The organism is Pseudomonas brassicacearum subsp. brassicacearum (genome assembly GCF_008801605.1).
Classification (GTDB): Bacteria; Pseudomonadota; Gammaproteobacteria; order Pseudomonadales; family Pseudomonadaceae; genus Aquipseudomonas; species Aquipseudomonas brassicacearum.
In genome coordinates, this window is record NZ_VZPJ01000004.1 from 241,555 (window position 1) to 254,765 (window position 13,211).

At 63.4% G+C, this 13,211-nt stretch carries 14 protein-coding genes; 5 read left to right on the forward strand and 9 right to left on the reverse strand.

The genetic code is table 11. The features are described 5' to 3' along the window. Window positions 1–6: 6 nt before the first annotated feature. Window positions 7–957, reverse strand: a complete 951-nt coding sequence (locus F7R20_RS12160; protein WP_003202090.1) for a LysR family transcriptional regulator — start codon at window positions 955–957, stop codon at window positions 7–9. A gap of 123 nt (window positions 958–1,080) precedes the next feature. Here F7R20_RS12160 and F7R20_RS12165 point away from each other — a divergent pair, with 123 nt between their 5' ends. The 4 genes from F7R20_RS12165 to aldA are packed head-to-tail and all read left to right on the forward strand — an operon-like array spanning window position 1,081 to window position 5,835. Beyond that, window positions 1,081–2,376: an MFS transporter gene (locus F7R20_RS12165; RefSeq protein ID WP_003202091.1), complete on the forward strand. Its 1,296-nt coding sequence runs from the start codon at window positions 1,081–1,083 to the stop codon at window positions 2,374–2,376. 17 nt (window positions 2,377–2,393) lie between these two features. Further along, window positions 2,394–3,593 carry an L-rhamnonate dehydratase gene (gene rhmD, locus F7R20_RS12170; RefSeq protein ID WP_003202093.1) on the forward strand — a complete coding sequence of 400 codons (1,200 nt, stop codon included), beginning with the start codon at window positions 2,394–2,396 and terminating at the stop codon, window positions 3,591–3,593. Next, window positions 3,590–4,390: an aldolase/citrate lyase family protein gene (locus F7R20_RS12175; RefSeq protein ID WP_003202095.1), complete on the forward strand. Its 801-nt coding sequence runs from the start codon at window positions 3,590–3,592 to the stop codon at window positions 4,388–4,390. Before rhmD ends, F7R20_RS12175 begins: the two co-directional genes overlap by 4 nt. A gap of 11 nt (window positions 4,391–4,401) precedes the next feature. Further along, window positions 4,402–5,835, forward strand: a complete 1,434-nt coding sequence (aldA, locus tag F7R20_RS12180) for an aldehyde dehydrogenase (RefSeq protein ID WP_003202098.1) — start codon at window positions 4,402–4,404, stop codon at window positions 5,833–5,835. Between the two features lie 58 nt (window positions 5,836–5,893). Here aldA and F7R20_RS12185 read toward each other — a convergent pair whose 3' ends face one another. The 8 genes from F7R20_RS12185 to F7R20_RS12220 all read right to left on the reverse strand — a co-directional run bounded on the left by F7R20_RS12185 (window position 5,894) and on the right by F7R20_RS12220 (window position 12,137). Then, entirely contained in the window at window positions 5,894–6,496 is a 603-nt protein-coding gene (locus tag F7R20_RS12185) for a LysE family translocator (RefSeq protein ID WP_003202101.1), read from the reverse strand. A 54-nt stretch (window positions 6,497–6,550) separates the two neighbouring features. Beyond that, complete coding sequence (locus F7R20_RS12190) at window positions 6,551–7,387, reverse strand: AraC family transcriptional regulator (protein ID WP_003202102.1); 837 nt, start codon at window positions 7,385–7,387, stop codon at window positions 6,551–6,553. Between the two features lie 183 nt (window positions 7,388–7,570). Beyond that, window positions 7,571–7,996 (reverse strand): GlcG/HbpS family heme-binding protein, encoded by a 426-nt coding sequence (locus F7R20_RS12195; RefSeq protein ID WP_003202104.1) that lies wholly within the window; start codon window positions 7,994–7,996, stop codon window positions 7,571–7,573. Window positions 7,997–8,053: 57 nt separating this feature from the next. Then, window positions 8,054–8,836 carry an ABC transporter substrate-binding protein gene (locus F7R20_RS12200; RefSeq protein ID WP_003202106.1) on the reverse strand — a complete coding sequence of 261 codons (783 nt, stop codon included), beginning with the start codon at window positions 8,834–8,836 and terminating at the stop codon, window positions 8,054–8,056. Window positions 8,837–8,980: 144 nt separating this feature from the next. Beyond that, window positions 8,981–9,331: a RidA family protein gene (locus F7R20_RS12205; protein ID WP_003202108.1), complete on the reverse strand. Its 351-nt coding sequence runs from the start codon at window positions 9,329–9,331 to the stop codon at window positions 8,981–8,983. Next, window positions 9,328–10,701: an FAD/NAD(P)-dependent oxidoreductase gene (locus F7R20_RS12210; RefSeq protein ID WP_003202111.1), complete on the reverse strand. Its 1,374-nt coding sequence runs from the start codon at window positions 10,699–10,701 to the stop codon at window positions 9,328–9,330. Before F7R20_RS12210 ends, F7R20_RS12205 begins: the two co-directional genes overlap by 4 nt. After that, on the reverse strand, window positions 10,694–11,023 hold the full coding sequence (locus tag F7R20_RS12215; RefSeq protein WP_003202113.1) for a (2Fe-2S)-binding protein: 330 nt from the start codon (window positions 11,021–11,023) through the stop codon (window positions 10,694–10,696). The genes F7R20_RS12210 and F7R20_RS12215 overlap by 8 nt, the downstream gene beginning before the upstream one ends. Further along, complete coding sequence (locus tag F7R20_RS12220) at window positions 11,013–12,137, reverse strand: NAD(P)/FAD-dependent oxidoreductase (protein ID WP_013693424.1); 1,125 nt, start codon at window positions 12,135–12,137, stop codon at window positions 11,013–11,015. Before F7R20_RS12220 ends, F7R20_RS12215 begins: the two co-directional genes overlap by 11 nt. 157 nt (window positions 12,138–12,294) lie before the next feature. Between F7R20_RS12220 and F7R20_RS12225 the strand changes: the two genes are divergently transcribed. Further along, on the forward strand, window positions 12,295–13,200 hold the full coding sequence (locus F7R20_RS12225; protein ID WP_003202118.1) for a LysR substrate-binding domain-containing protein: 906 nt from the start codon (window positions 12,295–12,297) through the stop codon (window positions 13,198–13,200). Window positions 13,201–13,211: the final 11 nt, after the last annotated feature.

Below are 13,211 nucleotides of genomic sequence, written 5' to 3' on the forward strand. Positions count from 1 at the left end.
TCCCAATCAGTCCCCCGCTCGCCCGTTTGCCTTGCTGCGCAGCAAATCGATGAACAGTCCCAACTCCCGGCTCACCGGTTCACCCTTGCGGCGCAGTAACCCGAACGGCGCCAGTTGCACATCGAGCGCCACCGGCAACGCCACCACCAGGCCCATCTTCAGGTAATCGCGCAAGGCGGTTTCCGAGAGCACCATGATCGCGTCGGTCAGTTGAATCAGTTGCTGCATGGAATACACCGAGCTGCACTCGATGATGTCCGCCGGCGTTGGCAGCGCCAGGCGTTGCAGGGCCTGATCGAGGCCGATGCGTGCCGGACTGGTTTCCGGTTGCAGGATCCACGGCCAGTCGCTGACCAGTTCGGCCAGCGCCAGTTTCTTGCGTCGCGCCAGGGGATGGCCGGCGTGGACCACTACCAGCAAACGTTCGTTGCCCAACTGTTCGAACTCGTAGTGCTCGCTGTCGGTGGCCGCGTTGCGTCGGGCGATGGCCAGGTCGATACGGCCCTGTTCCAACAACTGGATCACCTGGTCGCTGGTGTCGCCCATGATGCGGATCCGCAGTTGTGGGTTGAGGGCCTTGATGCGGGCGATGGAGTCCATCACCAGGTCCGGTGCGGCGCCCATGATGGTGCCGATCGACAGATAGCCGTAACCGCCCTGCTGACGCGCCAGCAGGTCTTCGGCGCAGCGGTCCAGGCCACTGAGGGCCAACTCGGCGAAGCGGATCAGTTCCTGGCCCAAGGCAGTCGGGCGCATGCCCCGGGGCAGGCGCTCGAACAGGTCGCAACCGAACATGTCCTCGATCTCGTGCAGCATCCGGGTCGCCGCCGGTTGCGACATGTTCAGGCTCTGGGAGGCGCGATGCAGGTTCTGGCTGGCACTCAGGGCCACCAGCATGTGCAGATGTTTATAACGCAGGCGGTTGAACAGGCTGCGGGACAGCACGGGATGGGTCATCGAGGGCCTCTTTATCGATACCTTGAGGGTATCGCTTGTTAGCGAGATTCGATTTGTAACGCATCGTTAGCCGGCCGTACAGTCCAGCCCATAAGAACAAATACCTGCTAAAGGAACCCCGCGATGAAGACTCTTCCTGCGTCTGTGCTGGCCAAGATTTCCTGGCGCCTGCTGCCCTTCCTGTTGCTGATGTACATCATGGCCTTTCTCGACCGCGCCAACGTCGGGTTCGCCAAGCAAGCCTTCCAGGCCGACACCGGTATCGGCGATGCAGCGTTCGCCTTTGGCGCCGGGGTGTTCTTTGCCGGCTACGCCTTGTTGGAGGTGCCGAGCAACCTGATCCTGCACCGCGTCGGTGCCCGGTTGTGGATGTGCCGGATCATGGTGACCTGGGGCCTGGTGTCGGCGGCCATGGTCTTTGCGCACAACGAAACGAGTTTCTACGTGCTGCGCTTCTTGCTGGGCGTGGCCGAAGCCGGGTTCTTTCCCGGTGTCATCCTCTACCTCACCTATTGGTTCCCCTCGGCGGCCCGGGGCAAGGCCATGGGCTTCTTCTACTTCGGCGCGCCGCTGGCGTTCATCTTCGGCAGCCCGCTGTCGGGCCTGTTGTTGGAGCTGGACGGTTTTGTCGGTGTCCACGGCTGGCAGTGGTTGTTCGCCGTTGAAGGCCTGATGGCTTCGGCTGTGGGCATCTGGGCCTATTGGTACCTGGACAACCGCCCCGCCGATGCTAAATGGTTGACGGTCGAAGAACGCCGGCAGGTCCAGGCGTTGCTCGATGCCGAGGACCAGCACAAACAATCCCACGGCCGCAGCCTGCTCAGCGTGCTGTGCCAGCCTTCTGTGTTGTACCTGTGCCTGATTTACCTGCTCATCCAGGCCAGCGTCTATGGCGTGGTGTTTTACCTGCCGACCCAGGTCGGCGGTCTGTTGGGCAGCAAGGTCGGGCTGATGGTGGGGCTGGTCACGGCAATTCCGTGGATCTGCGCCCTGTGCGCGGCCTACCTGATTCCCGGTTACAGCGACCGCACCGGCCAGCGCCGCCGTACCGCCGCGCTGACCCTGCTGATGGCGGCCGTCGGGATCGCCTGCTCGGTGAGTGTGTCCAGCCCATTGCTGGGAATCATCGCCCTGTGCTTCGCCGCTTCCGGCTTCATCGCCGTGCAGCCGGTGTTCTGGACCTTTCCGTCCAGCTACCTGGCCGGCAGCGCGGCAGCAGCGGGTATCGCGTTGATCAATTCCTTTGGCGCCCTCGGCGGCTTTATCGCCCCGGTGCTGAAGAATTGGGCCGAAGGCGCCTTCCACTCCCCCGCCGCGGGCCTCTACCTGCTCTCTGTTACCACCGTTATCGCCGCGTTGCTGGTGCTGGGTATCCACTCGCCCGGCCAACGTGCTTCGAAGACGCCCGCCACTGTTTAACTCAAGGAGCTGCATACATGGGTATTCCCACAATCAAACACGTTCGCGCCTTCGTGCTTCGAGGCGGCGGCGCCGATTATCACGATCAGGCCGATGGCCACTGGATCGACGATCACATCGCCACGCCCATGAGCAAGTACCCGGACTACCGCCAGAGCCGCCGCAGTTTCGGCATCAATGTGCTCGGTACCCTGGTGGTGGAAATCGAAGCCAGCGATGGCACCGTCGGGTTCGCCGTGACCACCGGTGGCGAGCCCGCGGCGTACATCGTTGAAAAGCACTTGGCACGATTCGTCGAAGGCGCCCGGGTGACCGACATCGAGAAGATCTGGGACCAGATGTACCAGTCGACGCTCTACTACGGTCGCAAGGGCCTGGTGATCAACACGATTTCCGGCGTGGACCTGGCGCTCTGGGACTTGCTCGGCAAGATCCGCCAGGAGCCGGTGCATCAACTGCTCGGCGGCGCGGTGCGTGATGAATTGCAGTTCTATGCCACCGGCGCACGGCCGGACCTGGCGCAGAAAATGGGTTTCATCGGCGGCAAGATGCCTTTGCATCATGGCCCGGCCGAAGGCGAGGAAGGCCTGCGCAAGAATCTCGAAGCCCTGGCAACCATGCGCGAGCGGGTCGGCCCCGATTTCTGGCTGATGCTCGATTGCTGGATGAGCCTGGACCTCAACTACGCCACCCGGCTCGCGATCGGCGCCCACGAGCACGGTTTGAAGTGGATCGAAGAGGCGTTGCCGCCCGACGACTACTGGGGCTACGCCGCGCTGCGCAACAACGTGCCCAAGGGCATGCTGGTGACCACCGGTGAGCATGAGGCCACCCGTTGGGGCTTTCGCATGCTGCTGGAGATGGGTTGCTGCGACATCATCCAGCCGGACGTTGGCTGGTGTGGCGGCCTCACCGAACTGGTGAAGATCTCGGCCCTGGCCGACGCCCACAACGCGCTGGTGATTCCCCACGGCTCCTCGGTCTACAGCTATCACTTCGTCGCCACCCGGCATAACAGCCCATTCGCCGAATTCCTGATGATGGCGCCCAAGGCCGACGAAGTGGTGCCGATGTTCCATCCGCAACTGCTGGGCGAACCGGTGCCGGTGGAAGGCCGCATGCGCCTGTCGGTCCTTGACCAGCCTGGCTTCGGCGTGACGCTCAATCCGGATTGCCAGTTGCACCGACCTTATCACCGCGAAAGGAGCACGCCATGAACATGCCCCGCAACGCCTTCAAGGCCGCGCTCAGCTCAACACAAACCCAATACGGTATCTGGGCCGGTTTCGCCACCGGCTATGCCGCCGAGATCATCGCCGGCACCGGTTACGACTGGATGCTGATCGATGGCGAACACGCACCCAACACCGTACCCAGCGTACTCGGCCAGCTCCAGGCCGTGGCGCCCTATGCCACCGCGCCGGTGGTGCGGGCGGTGACTGGCGACGCCAACCTGATCAAGCAGTTGCTGGATGTCGGTGCCCAGACCCTGATGATTCCCATGGTCGAAACCGCCGAGCAGGCTCAGGCCCTGGTGCGTGCCATGCGTTATCCGCCCCATGGTATTCGTGGTGTGGGCGGCGGCCTGACCCGCGCCACTCGTTGGGACGGTGTGGCGAACTACCTCACCACCGCCCATGAAGAACTGTGCCTGATCGTCCAGGTGGAATCGCGCACGGGCGTGGAAAACGTCGAAGCGATCGCTGCCGTCGAGGGCGTGGACGCGGTGTTCATCGGCCCCGCCGACCTGTCCATCGGACTCGGCCATGCAGGCAACCCGGGACATCCCGAGGTACAGGAGCGCATCCGGCACGCGGTCGACGCCACCCTCGCAGCGGGCAAGGCCTGCGGCATCCTGGCGCCCAACGAAGCCGATGCGCGTCGCTATCAGGCTTGGGGCTGCCAGTTCATTGCGGTGGCCATCGACATCAGTCTGCTGCGCCAGAGCGCCCAGGCCACCCTCGCCCGCTATCGCGAACCTGCCACCGTCCAAGTGCCGTCGCGCACTTACTGAAGGAGCCTGTCATGTCATCCGTTCCTGTGTTCCAGAACTTCATCAACGGCCAGTTCACCCACAGCGAAGCGCACCTGGACGTGTACAACCCGGCCACCGGCGCATTGCTGTCCCGGGTCCCGGCCTCCACTTGCGCCGATGTCGATCAGGCCTTGGCTGGCGCCCGCGCTGCGCAGAAAGCCTGGTCGGCGAAACCGGCCATCGAGCGCGCCGGTTACCTGCGGCGCATCGCCAGCAAACTGCGGGAGAACGTTGCGCACCTGGCGCGCACCATCACCCTGGAACAAGGCAAGATCAGCGCCCTGGCCGAAGTGGAGGTGAACTTCACCGCCGACTACCTTGACTACATGGCCGAGTGGGCCCGGCGCATCGAAGGCGAAATCATCACCAGCGACCGGCCCGGGGAAAACATCTTCCTGTTCCGCAAGCCCTTGGGCGTGGTCGCGGGCATCCTGCCGTGGAACTTCCCGTTCTTTTTGATCGCCCGCAAGATGGCGCCGGCCCTGCTGACCGGCAACACCATCGTCATCAAGCCCAGCGAAGAAACCCCGAACAACTGCTTCGAATTCGCCCGGTTGGTGGCCGAAACCGACTTGCCTCCCGGCGTATTCAACGTGGTGTGTGGCGACGGCCGGGTGGGCGCGGCCCTGAGCGGCCACAAAGGCGTGGACATGATCAGCTTTACCGGCAGCGTTGATACCGGCTCGCGGATCATGACGGCGGCTGCGACGAACATTACCAAACTCAACCTGGAGCTGGGCGGCAAGGCCCCGGCCATTGTCTTGGCGGACGCTGACCTGGCGTTGGCGGTCAAGGCAATTCGCGACTCACGGATCATCAACACCGGTCAGGTCTGCAACTGTGCCGAGCGGGTCTACGTGGAGCGCAAGGTCGCCGATCAATTCATCGAACGCATCAGCGCGGCCATGTCCGCCACCCGTTACGGCGACCCGCTGGCCGAGCCCGATGTCGAGATGGGCCCCTTGATCAACCGCCAGGGCCTGGACAGCGTCGAGCGCAAAGTGCGGATCGCCCTGCAGCAAGGTGCCAGCCTGATCAGCGGAGGCCGCGTGGCAGACCGCCCCGACGGTTTCCACTTCGAACCCACCGTGCTCGCCGGTTGCAACGCCTCGATGGACATCATGCGCGAGGAAATCTTCGGTCCGGTACTGCCCATCCAGATCGTCGACGACCTGGACGAAGCGATCGCCCTGGCCAACGACTGCGACTATGGCCTGACCTCTTCGGTCTATACCCGGGACCTGGGACGCGCCATGCACGCCATTCGGGGCCTGGACTTTGGCGAGACCTACGTCAACCGCGAAAACTTCGAAGCCATGCAGGGGTTCCATGCCGGAGTGCGCAAGTCCGGGGTTGGCGGGGCCGATGGCAAGCATGGCTTGTATGAGTACACCCATACCCATGCGGTGTACTTGCAAAGCTGACCGGCGATTGCCCTTCAGGGGGAACTTCGCCCCCTGCGGGAGCCAGCGCCCTCGAGACTCAGACCACCAAGGTCAACCACGCCGATACCAGCAGCATCACCGCCATGACCCGATTGAACCGTCCCATCGCCACGGCGGAGCGGCAGAACCGTGCGGCGCCGCGGCCCAGGTAGGCCCAGGCGGTCATGCACGGGATCGAAATGGCGAAGAATGCCAGGGACAGCCAGAGAACCCGCACGGTGCGGTCGGCCTCCGCCCCCGCGAAGACGCTGACCACCGCCAACGCCATCATCCAGGTTTTCGGGTTCACCAACTGCAACCCGGCAGCCCCCGCCAAGCCCAGCCGCGGGCCTTCGACGGGACGGTCCGGGTCGATGGCCTGGGCCGGTGCGCTGAAAATCTGCCAGGCCATCCAACTCAACCAGGCGATGCCCGCCCATGAGAGCAGTGTCTGAATCGTGGCATGGCGCGCCAGCACGTCTCCCAACCCGGTGCCGACCAAAAGCACCAGCAAGGCCGCCGCCGCGCAGGCACCGAGGATGATCGGCACAGTGGTTGCCAGGCCGAAGCGCGAGCTATGGCTCAGCACCAGGATATTGGTCGGGCCCGGGGTGATGGAGGCGACAAACGCGAACAAGGCAAACGGCAGTAACTGGTCCATGGAGCAAGATCTCGGTGAATGATCGATGGCTTGATCATCCCCACGAAGCCGTGGTCAGTCTGGAACAATTGAGCAGCGCTTGCGGTAGTCCGCCGGGCTCAGGCGATAGGCGCGCTGGAACCAGCGGCCCAGGTGGCTTTGGTCGGCAAAACCGAGCATGGCCGCCACCGCCACGACGCTCTCGCCACCGGCCAGCAAGCGCCGGGCGCGGGCCAGGCGCAACTGGATCAGATAGGCATGGGGCGCCAGGCCGAAAGCCGCCTTGAACGCACGGGTCAGGCGGAAACGATCCACGCCGGTGACCTGCGCCAAGTCGTCCAGCCCGATGTCTTCGCTCAGGTGACTGTGCAGATAATCCCGGGCCTGCTGCGCCACCAATGGCAGCCGCGGATCCGGGTTGATCCGCGTCCGCCAGTGCAGGTGTTGGGTCAGGTTGGCCAACAGCGTATCGAGGGCCGTCTGGCGCACGATGCGGATCTCCTGCTCGTGCAGGCTCTGGAAGGCCATGGCCGTGGCACTCGCCAGCCGCGCATCGTCAGTCAGGGTCGCGGCAAACCCCAGTTGGGCGTTGTCCGGCGCCACGTCGAACAAGGAACGCAACTCGCGCTCCAGCCATTGAGGCTCCAGGTACAACGTGCGATAGGTAAACCCGTGGTCGTGAGGGGCGTTACCGTCATGCAGCTCGCCGGGCTCGAGCAGGAACACTTTGCCCGGCGTGCTGTTGTGCTGCTGGCGGCGGCAATGAAACTGCTGCACGCCCTGCTCGGTCACGCCCACCAGATAGGTGTCATGCCAGTGGGGATCATAGGCATGCCCCTCGAAATGCGCGCGCACGGTCTCGATACCGGACGTGGCGTCCTGCTTGAGATCGATCCAGTTGCGCGCTGTCATGCCCTATCCCGCTTGGTGAATGTGCTCTTGGCAGATTAACTGCTGATGAGGAGCGTGTCTGGAAGATTTGTGCACACCTTGTGGAGTTTGGGTCTGCTCGCGATGGCGTTCGGTATGTAGATGCATCTGTGACTGATCCACCGCTATCGCGAGCAAGCTCGCTCCCACAGGTTTATAGCCGCCTCAGGCATCCGGAGTGATCGCTGGCAACACCGTCTCCACCGCCAAACGAGCCAATTCAGCATCCTGCTCAGCCTTGACCCCTGACACCCCGATGGCACCAATGCACTGGCCGTCATGACGGATGGTCACTCCTCCTTCAAGCATGCCCTGCAGGTGCGGAGCGCTGAGAAACGCGTAACGACCACCATTGATCATGTCTTCGAAAACCTTGCTATCACGCCGTCCCATGGCGGCCGTGCGGGCTTTTTCGGTAGCGATGTAGGCCGACAACGGCGAGGCATCGTCCAGGCGCAGCAGCCCCAGGGGATGACCACCGTCGTCCACCACACAGACCGACACTGCCCATTGACGCTGGTGAGCCAGCTCCTTGGCCGCCACCAGCAATTGCGCAACGTCCTGCTCAGTGAGTACCGCTTTGGTCTTCATGAATCACTCCGTGTTGTACAACAGCAAGCCCGTGAGACAAAACCCACGGGCCGAGGATTATTCGCCGTAGATATCGAAGTCAAAGTACTTCTGGCGAATCCGGTCGTAAGTGCCGTTGGCGCGAATGGTCGCCAGCGCCTGATTGAAGCGGCTCGCCAGCGTATCGTTCTTGCGTACCGCAATGCCGATGCCCGTGCCGAAGTATTGTTCCTCGGTGAAATTGGGACCGACAAACTCGAAATCCTTGCCCTCTGGACGCTTGAGCAGGCTCTCGTCGATCACTACCGAACTGGCCATGGTCGCGTCCAGGCGCCCGCCCAGCAGGTCGAGGAATATTTCGTTTTGCGAACCATAGCGCACTACCTCGGCGCCCGCCGGGGCAAAGCGATCAGTGACATAGCGATCGAAGTTGGTCGCCCGCTGCACCCCGATCCGCTTTCCTTTGAGTTGTGCCGGAATATCGTTGATGCCACTGCCCTTGCGAAACACCAGGCGCGCCGGGATGCGGTAGTAGCGATCGGTGAAGTCCACCGACTTCAACCGCTCGGGGGTGATGGACATGGAGGAAATCACCGCGTCGACCTTCTTCACCTTGAGCGCTGGAATCAAACCGTCGAATTCCTGTTCCTGCCAGACACAACGGACCTTCATCTCGGCGCAAAGTGCCTGGCCGATGTCGTAGTCGAAACCGACGATGGCGTTGTCCGGGGTTTTCGAGGCAAAAGGCGGATAAGCCGCCTCAATGCCGATGCGCAACGATGACTCGGCGGCTTGCAGGCTCGTACCGAAAGCCAGCAGCGAGACGAGGCCCAGTTTCAAGGCGATGCGTTTAACGTTCATTCATTTGCTCCAGATGCGATGTTATTGATTTCGGACGCTCCACAGAAGTCGTCCGTTATGGCAGCAGCAATGTGAACAAGCCCGAGCGGTTACTCTGGTGGTCGCCTGCCCGGTGACAGCACAACGGTGATCCGGCCGACGGCCTCAGACCGCCGCCGTGACAATCAGCTCCAGCAAAATTTCCGGGTCGTCGAATGCCACCTGGGCCGTGGCCCGCGCTGGCGTCTGCGAGACATCGACCCACTCGCTCCACAGCGCGTTCATCGCGGCGAAATCCCGGCCCATGTCCTTCATCCAGATCTGCACACTGAGCAGCCTGTGCTTGTCGCTGCCAGACGCGGCAAGCAGCTCATCGATCCGCTGCAGCACCTGACGGGTCTGGCCCTGGATGTCCTGACTGCAATCGGTGGCCACGACGCCGCTGAGCCAGGCCACGCCGTTGTGCACGACACTGCGGCTCAGGCGTGGGTTGCTTTCGATGCGTTGAATACTCATGAAGGTTCCTCGACGGAAAGACGCTCGCCGGCCAATTGAGCGAGCGTGATGGGTTTGAGGGGCGAACGGATGCGGTAATAGCCCACCTCGGCTGGTGGCACGTGGCGGCGTTCGGCGATGATTTCAGTGACGCTCAGACCGCATTGGCGCCCCTGGCACGGGCCCATGCCGCAACGGCCGAAGGCCTTGGTCTGGTTGGGACCCAGGCAACCCAGGTCGACGTAACGGCGAATGTCGCCAGCACTGACCTCTTCGCAGCGGCACACCGTGACGTCATCAGCAGGGATGCGATTCTGGGACCGGGGGCGATACAGGGTGTCGAGCAGAGGCCGTGCGGCGCGGGCGCGGCGTAACAGCCGCTGCAGAGCGCGCGCGTGCGCCGGCTGGCCGGCGATTGCCAACGCGACCAGGCGCCCCTCCAATTGCGCCACCTGGGCCCCGCCGATGGCGCCACCGTCACCGGCGATAAAAATGCCCGGCACGCTGCTTTCACCCCATTGATTGCGGCGCGTAATCCAGCACAGTTGCTGTTCATTCCAGTCATGCTCCAGACGCAACGACCAACTGACGTGGGTGTTCGGCACCACGCCTTGATGCAACAGAATCAAATCGGCGCGAATGCGCTGCGAGCGGCCTTGACTGTCGAAGCTCAAGGCGCAGGCCCGATCCGTGCCGTCAACCTGCAGGTTGCAAGCACCGCGAAAATGCTGGACGCCGGCACGCTTGAGCTCCGTCAGCAGCCCCAGTCCTTTGAGCAGGTCGCGCCAGCCGCGCAGCGCACTGGGCACTTGCCGCCAGGCCCGCAGCAGATCGCTTCGATGGCTGGTATCCACCAGGGCTTCAAGCGCGATCCCGGCGCGCAGGTATTGCACCGCCAGCAAGTAGAGCAATGGACCACACCCGGCCAGCACCACTGGAGTGGCCGGCACCATGGCAGCGCTCTTGAGCAGGATCTGCCCGGCCCCGGCGGTCATGACGCCCGGCAAGGTCCAGCCGGGAATCGGCATCGGCCGTTCGAAGGCCCCCGTGGCAATCAACAGATGGCGCCCTTGCAAGACTTCGGCACGCCCCTCGAACAGGTAGTGCACCTGACGCTGCGGCGTCACCTGCCAGATGGCTGCGTTGGGCAGATAGCGGGCACCGCATTGCAAAAAGTCGGCGGCCAATTTCGCCCCGGCCACGTAGTCGTCACCCAACACGGCGCGTCGGCGCGCGTCAGCCTGGAGCACCTGGCGATAAATCTGCCCACCCGGGCTGGCCTGTTCATCCAGCACGACGACCGACAGGCCGTGGGCCCTGGCTTCGAGCGCAGCGCTCATTCCCGCCGGACCCGCGCCGATGATGATCAGGTCGATGACTGCATTACTCATCGCCGCCCTCCTGCCACGGTGCCAGGCAAGCGGCTCCGCGTTGGCGACGCACGCGCATGCCGGAGCGCACCGGCACCAGGCAAGCCTGGGCATTGGCTTGTCCGTCCACCTCGACCAGGCATTCGAAGCACGCGCCCATCATGCAATAAGGGGCACCGGGGCGACCGTTGATCGCGCTTTCGCGGGTGTGGCGAATGCCACAGGCCAACAGCGCCGCCGCCAGGGATACCTCGGCAGGTACCGTGAGCAGTCTGCCTTCGAATTCGATATGCACGGTGTGATCTTCCGAAGCCAGTGGCCGGAACAGACTGTCAGCCGACATGGCGCACCTCTGTTTGCAGGTTGAAACGGTGCAGCCCGAATGGCTTCACCGCCGGGTCATCGAATTCGCCGGCGATCCAGGGCGCCAGGCGCAAGGCGTGGGCGGCGGCCAGCGTCACGCCACTGTGGCAGCTGACAATCGACAGCCCCGGGCAGCCCTGGGGCATTTCGTAGATCGGAAAGCCATCGGCGCTCATCACCCGCAACGCCCCCCAGGCCCGCACCAGTCGTACCTGGCCCAACCGCGGAAAACACTGCACCGCGCGCCGGGCAATAGCCGCCATGACCTGGCTGCCGGTGCCGTCATCGAAGCCCGTCGACTCGTGGGAATCACCCAGTTGCAGCGTGCCCTCGTCGGTCTGGCGGACATACGTAGTGGGGTACTGCAGAAATGGCTCAAGCCGCTCGGTAACCAGAATCTGCCCACGGTTCGGCTGCACCGGCACGTCCAACCCTACCCTGGCCCCCAGCGTCCGATTGCCGAGGCCAGCGGCCAGGACCACCTGGCGGGCAGCCCAGCGCTGCTCTCCTGCCCGCAGTTCGAAGCCCTTGGTGCCCGTGTCGATAGCCTCGACGTGATGACCGTTGATGAGCTTGACCCCGCGAGCCTGGCAGGCGGCGTAGAGCGAGCGCAGCAGCTTGAGCGGGTTGACGTGGCCGTCCATGGGCGAAAAACAGCCGCCCACTACATCAGGCCCAATGCCGGGCAAGCGGGCGCGCAGTTGCGTGGCGTCCAGCAGTTCAAAGGGGTAGTCGCCAGCAAAGGCGTCACGCAGCCAACCCAGCCGATGACTTTCCTCGGCCATTTCCACGTCGCTCAGGCACAACTGGAAGCCACCCTGTTGGCGCAGGTGGACGTCGATGCCGGTATCGGCTTGCAACGCCGCAGCGAATCGAGGCCAGAGCGCCACCGATTCCCGCGTCCATTGCGCATAAGGGCTCATCCGGTAGCCCTTGCCCTGGACCCAAAGCAACCCAAAGTTGCCCCGGGCAGCGCGGATGGCGTCGTCGCCTTCGTCGAGCACGCTCACCTGGCGCCCGAGCAAGGCCAGCCCAAAGGCGATGGACATCCCCACCAGGCCACCTCCTACGACAATGACATCAGTTTTTTGCATGGCTTTCTTATCGCTGTTTTCGGCGCTTCTCATTCAATCAAGAGCCGGCCCATGGCTGGATTAAGTGGTTGCGCTCGATCCTAGGGCCATGACAACGCCTTGAAAAATGCTTTATTTTGGCAACCTCATGTCTTTTTGTTATGGATTGGATTGGCCTATGAACCTGCGTCAGTTGGAAGCCTTTCGCGCCGTGATCCTGGGCCAGACCGTGACCCGGGCCGCCGAAATGCTGCACATCTCGCAGCCGGCGGCGACCCGGCTGATCGCCAGCCTGGAAGAGGACATCGGCTTCAGCCTGTTCGACCGGGTCAAAGGGCGACTGCAACCCACTGCCGAGGCCATGACCCTGTATCAGGAAGTGCAGCGTTCGTTGTTGGGCGTGGAGCGCATTGCGCGTACCGCCCAGGACATCCGCACGCTCAAGCGCGGTTCACTGCACATTGCCTGCGCACCGGCCATGGGTTTGTCGTTCGTGCCCCGGGCAATTGCCGCGTTCATGGCCGAACACGATCAAGTGCAGATATCGCTGGTGGTGCATTCGTCCCGGGAAGTCGTGGACCTGGTGGTGGGCCAGCGCTGCGACCTGGGCCTGATCGTGCTGCCCAATACGTACCCCAGCCCTCGCGCGGAAAAATTGCTGGCCACGCGCATGCTCTGCGCCCTGCCCGCCGGCCATCGCTTGCAGAACCAGGCGACGATCCGCCCGGAAGACTTGCAGGGCGAACCGTTCATTTCCTACCCGCAGTCGATTGCCTCGCGCCAGCACATCGATGCGATCTTCGCCGCCCATGGTGTGGACCGCGAACTACGCCTGGAAACCCAACTCTCGCTGCCCATGTGCGCGTTTGTCGAACAGGGCCTGGGCGTGGCGCTGGTGGATGCCATCAGTGCCGTCGAGTACCGCGGCCAGGGCATCGTCTTCCGGGCCTTCGAACCGGCGATAGAAATGGATTTCAGCATGCTCCTGCCCATCCAAGGGCCGGTTTCCAGGCTGCACGCCAGCTTTCTGGAGCACATGCAGCGGTTCATCGAAGCACAGGTGCCGGCGGCCTATCGGTTCTGATGTGACCGCCA

Excerpts from the sequence above, each read along its gene's own strand:
- F7R20_RS12160 (WP_003202090.1), bottom strand. The coding sequence starts at position 957 with ATGACCCATCCCGTGCTGTCCCGCAGCCTGTTCAACCGCCTGCGTTAT.
- F7R20_RS12200 (WP_003202106.1), bottom strand. The coding sequence starts at position 8,836 with ATGAACGTTAAACGCATCGCCTTGAAACTGGGCCTCGTCTCGCTGCTG.
- F7R20_RS12215 (WP_003202113.1), bottom strand. The coding sequence starts at position 11,023 with ATGTCGGCTGACAGTCTGTTCCGGCCACTGGCTTCGGAAGATCACACC.
- F7R20_RS12195 (WP_003202104.1), bottom strand. The coding sequence starts at position 7,996 with ATGAAGACCAAAGCGGTACTCACTGAGCAGGACGTTGCGCAATTGCTG.
- F7R20_RS12225 (WP_003202118.1), top strand. The coding sequence starts at position 12,295 with ATGAACCTGCGTCAGTTGGAAGCCTTTCGCGCCGTGATCCTGGGCCAG.
- rhmD (WP_003202093.1), top strand. The coding sequence starts at position 2,394 with ATGGGTATTCCCACAATCAAACACGTTCGCGCCTTCGTGCTTCGAGGC.
- F7R20_RS12220 (WP_013693424.1), bottom strand. The coding sequence starts at position 12,137 with ATGCAAAAAACTGATGTCATTGTCGTAGGAGGTGGCCTGGTGGGGATG.
- F7R20_RS12205 (WP_003202108.1), bottom strand. The coding sequence starts at position 9,331 with ATGAGTATTCAACGCATCGAAAGCAACCCACGCCTGAGCCGCAGTGTC.
- F7R20_RS12185 (WP_003202101.1), bottom strand. The coding sequence starts at position 6,496 with ATGGACCAGTTACTGCCGTTTGCCTTGTTCGCGTTTGTCGCCTCCATC.
- aldA (WP_003202098.1), top strand. The coding sequence starts at position 4,402 with ATGTCATCCGTTCCTGTGTTCCAGAACTTCATCAACGGCCAGTTCACC.
- F7R20_RS12175 (WP_003202095.1), top strand. The coding sequence starts at position 3,590 with ATGAACATGCCCCGCAACGCCTTCAAGGCCGCGCTCAGCTCAACACAA.
- F7R20_RS12165 (WP_003202091.1), top strand. The coding sequence starts at position 1,081 with ATGAAGACTCTTCCTGCGTCTGTGCTGGCCAAGATTTCCTGGCGCCTG.
- F7R20_RS12190 (WP_003202102.1), bottom strand. The coding sequence starts at position 7,387 with ATGACAGCGCGCAACTGGATCGATCTCAAGCAGGACGCCACGTCCGGT.
- F7R20_RS12210 (WP_003202111.1), bottom strand. The coding sequence starts at position 10,701 with ATGAGTAATGCAGTCATCGACCTGATCATCATCGGCGCGGGTCCGGCG.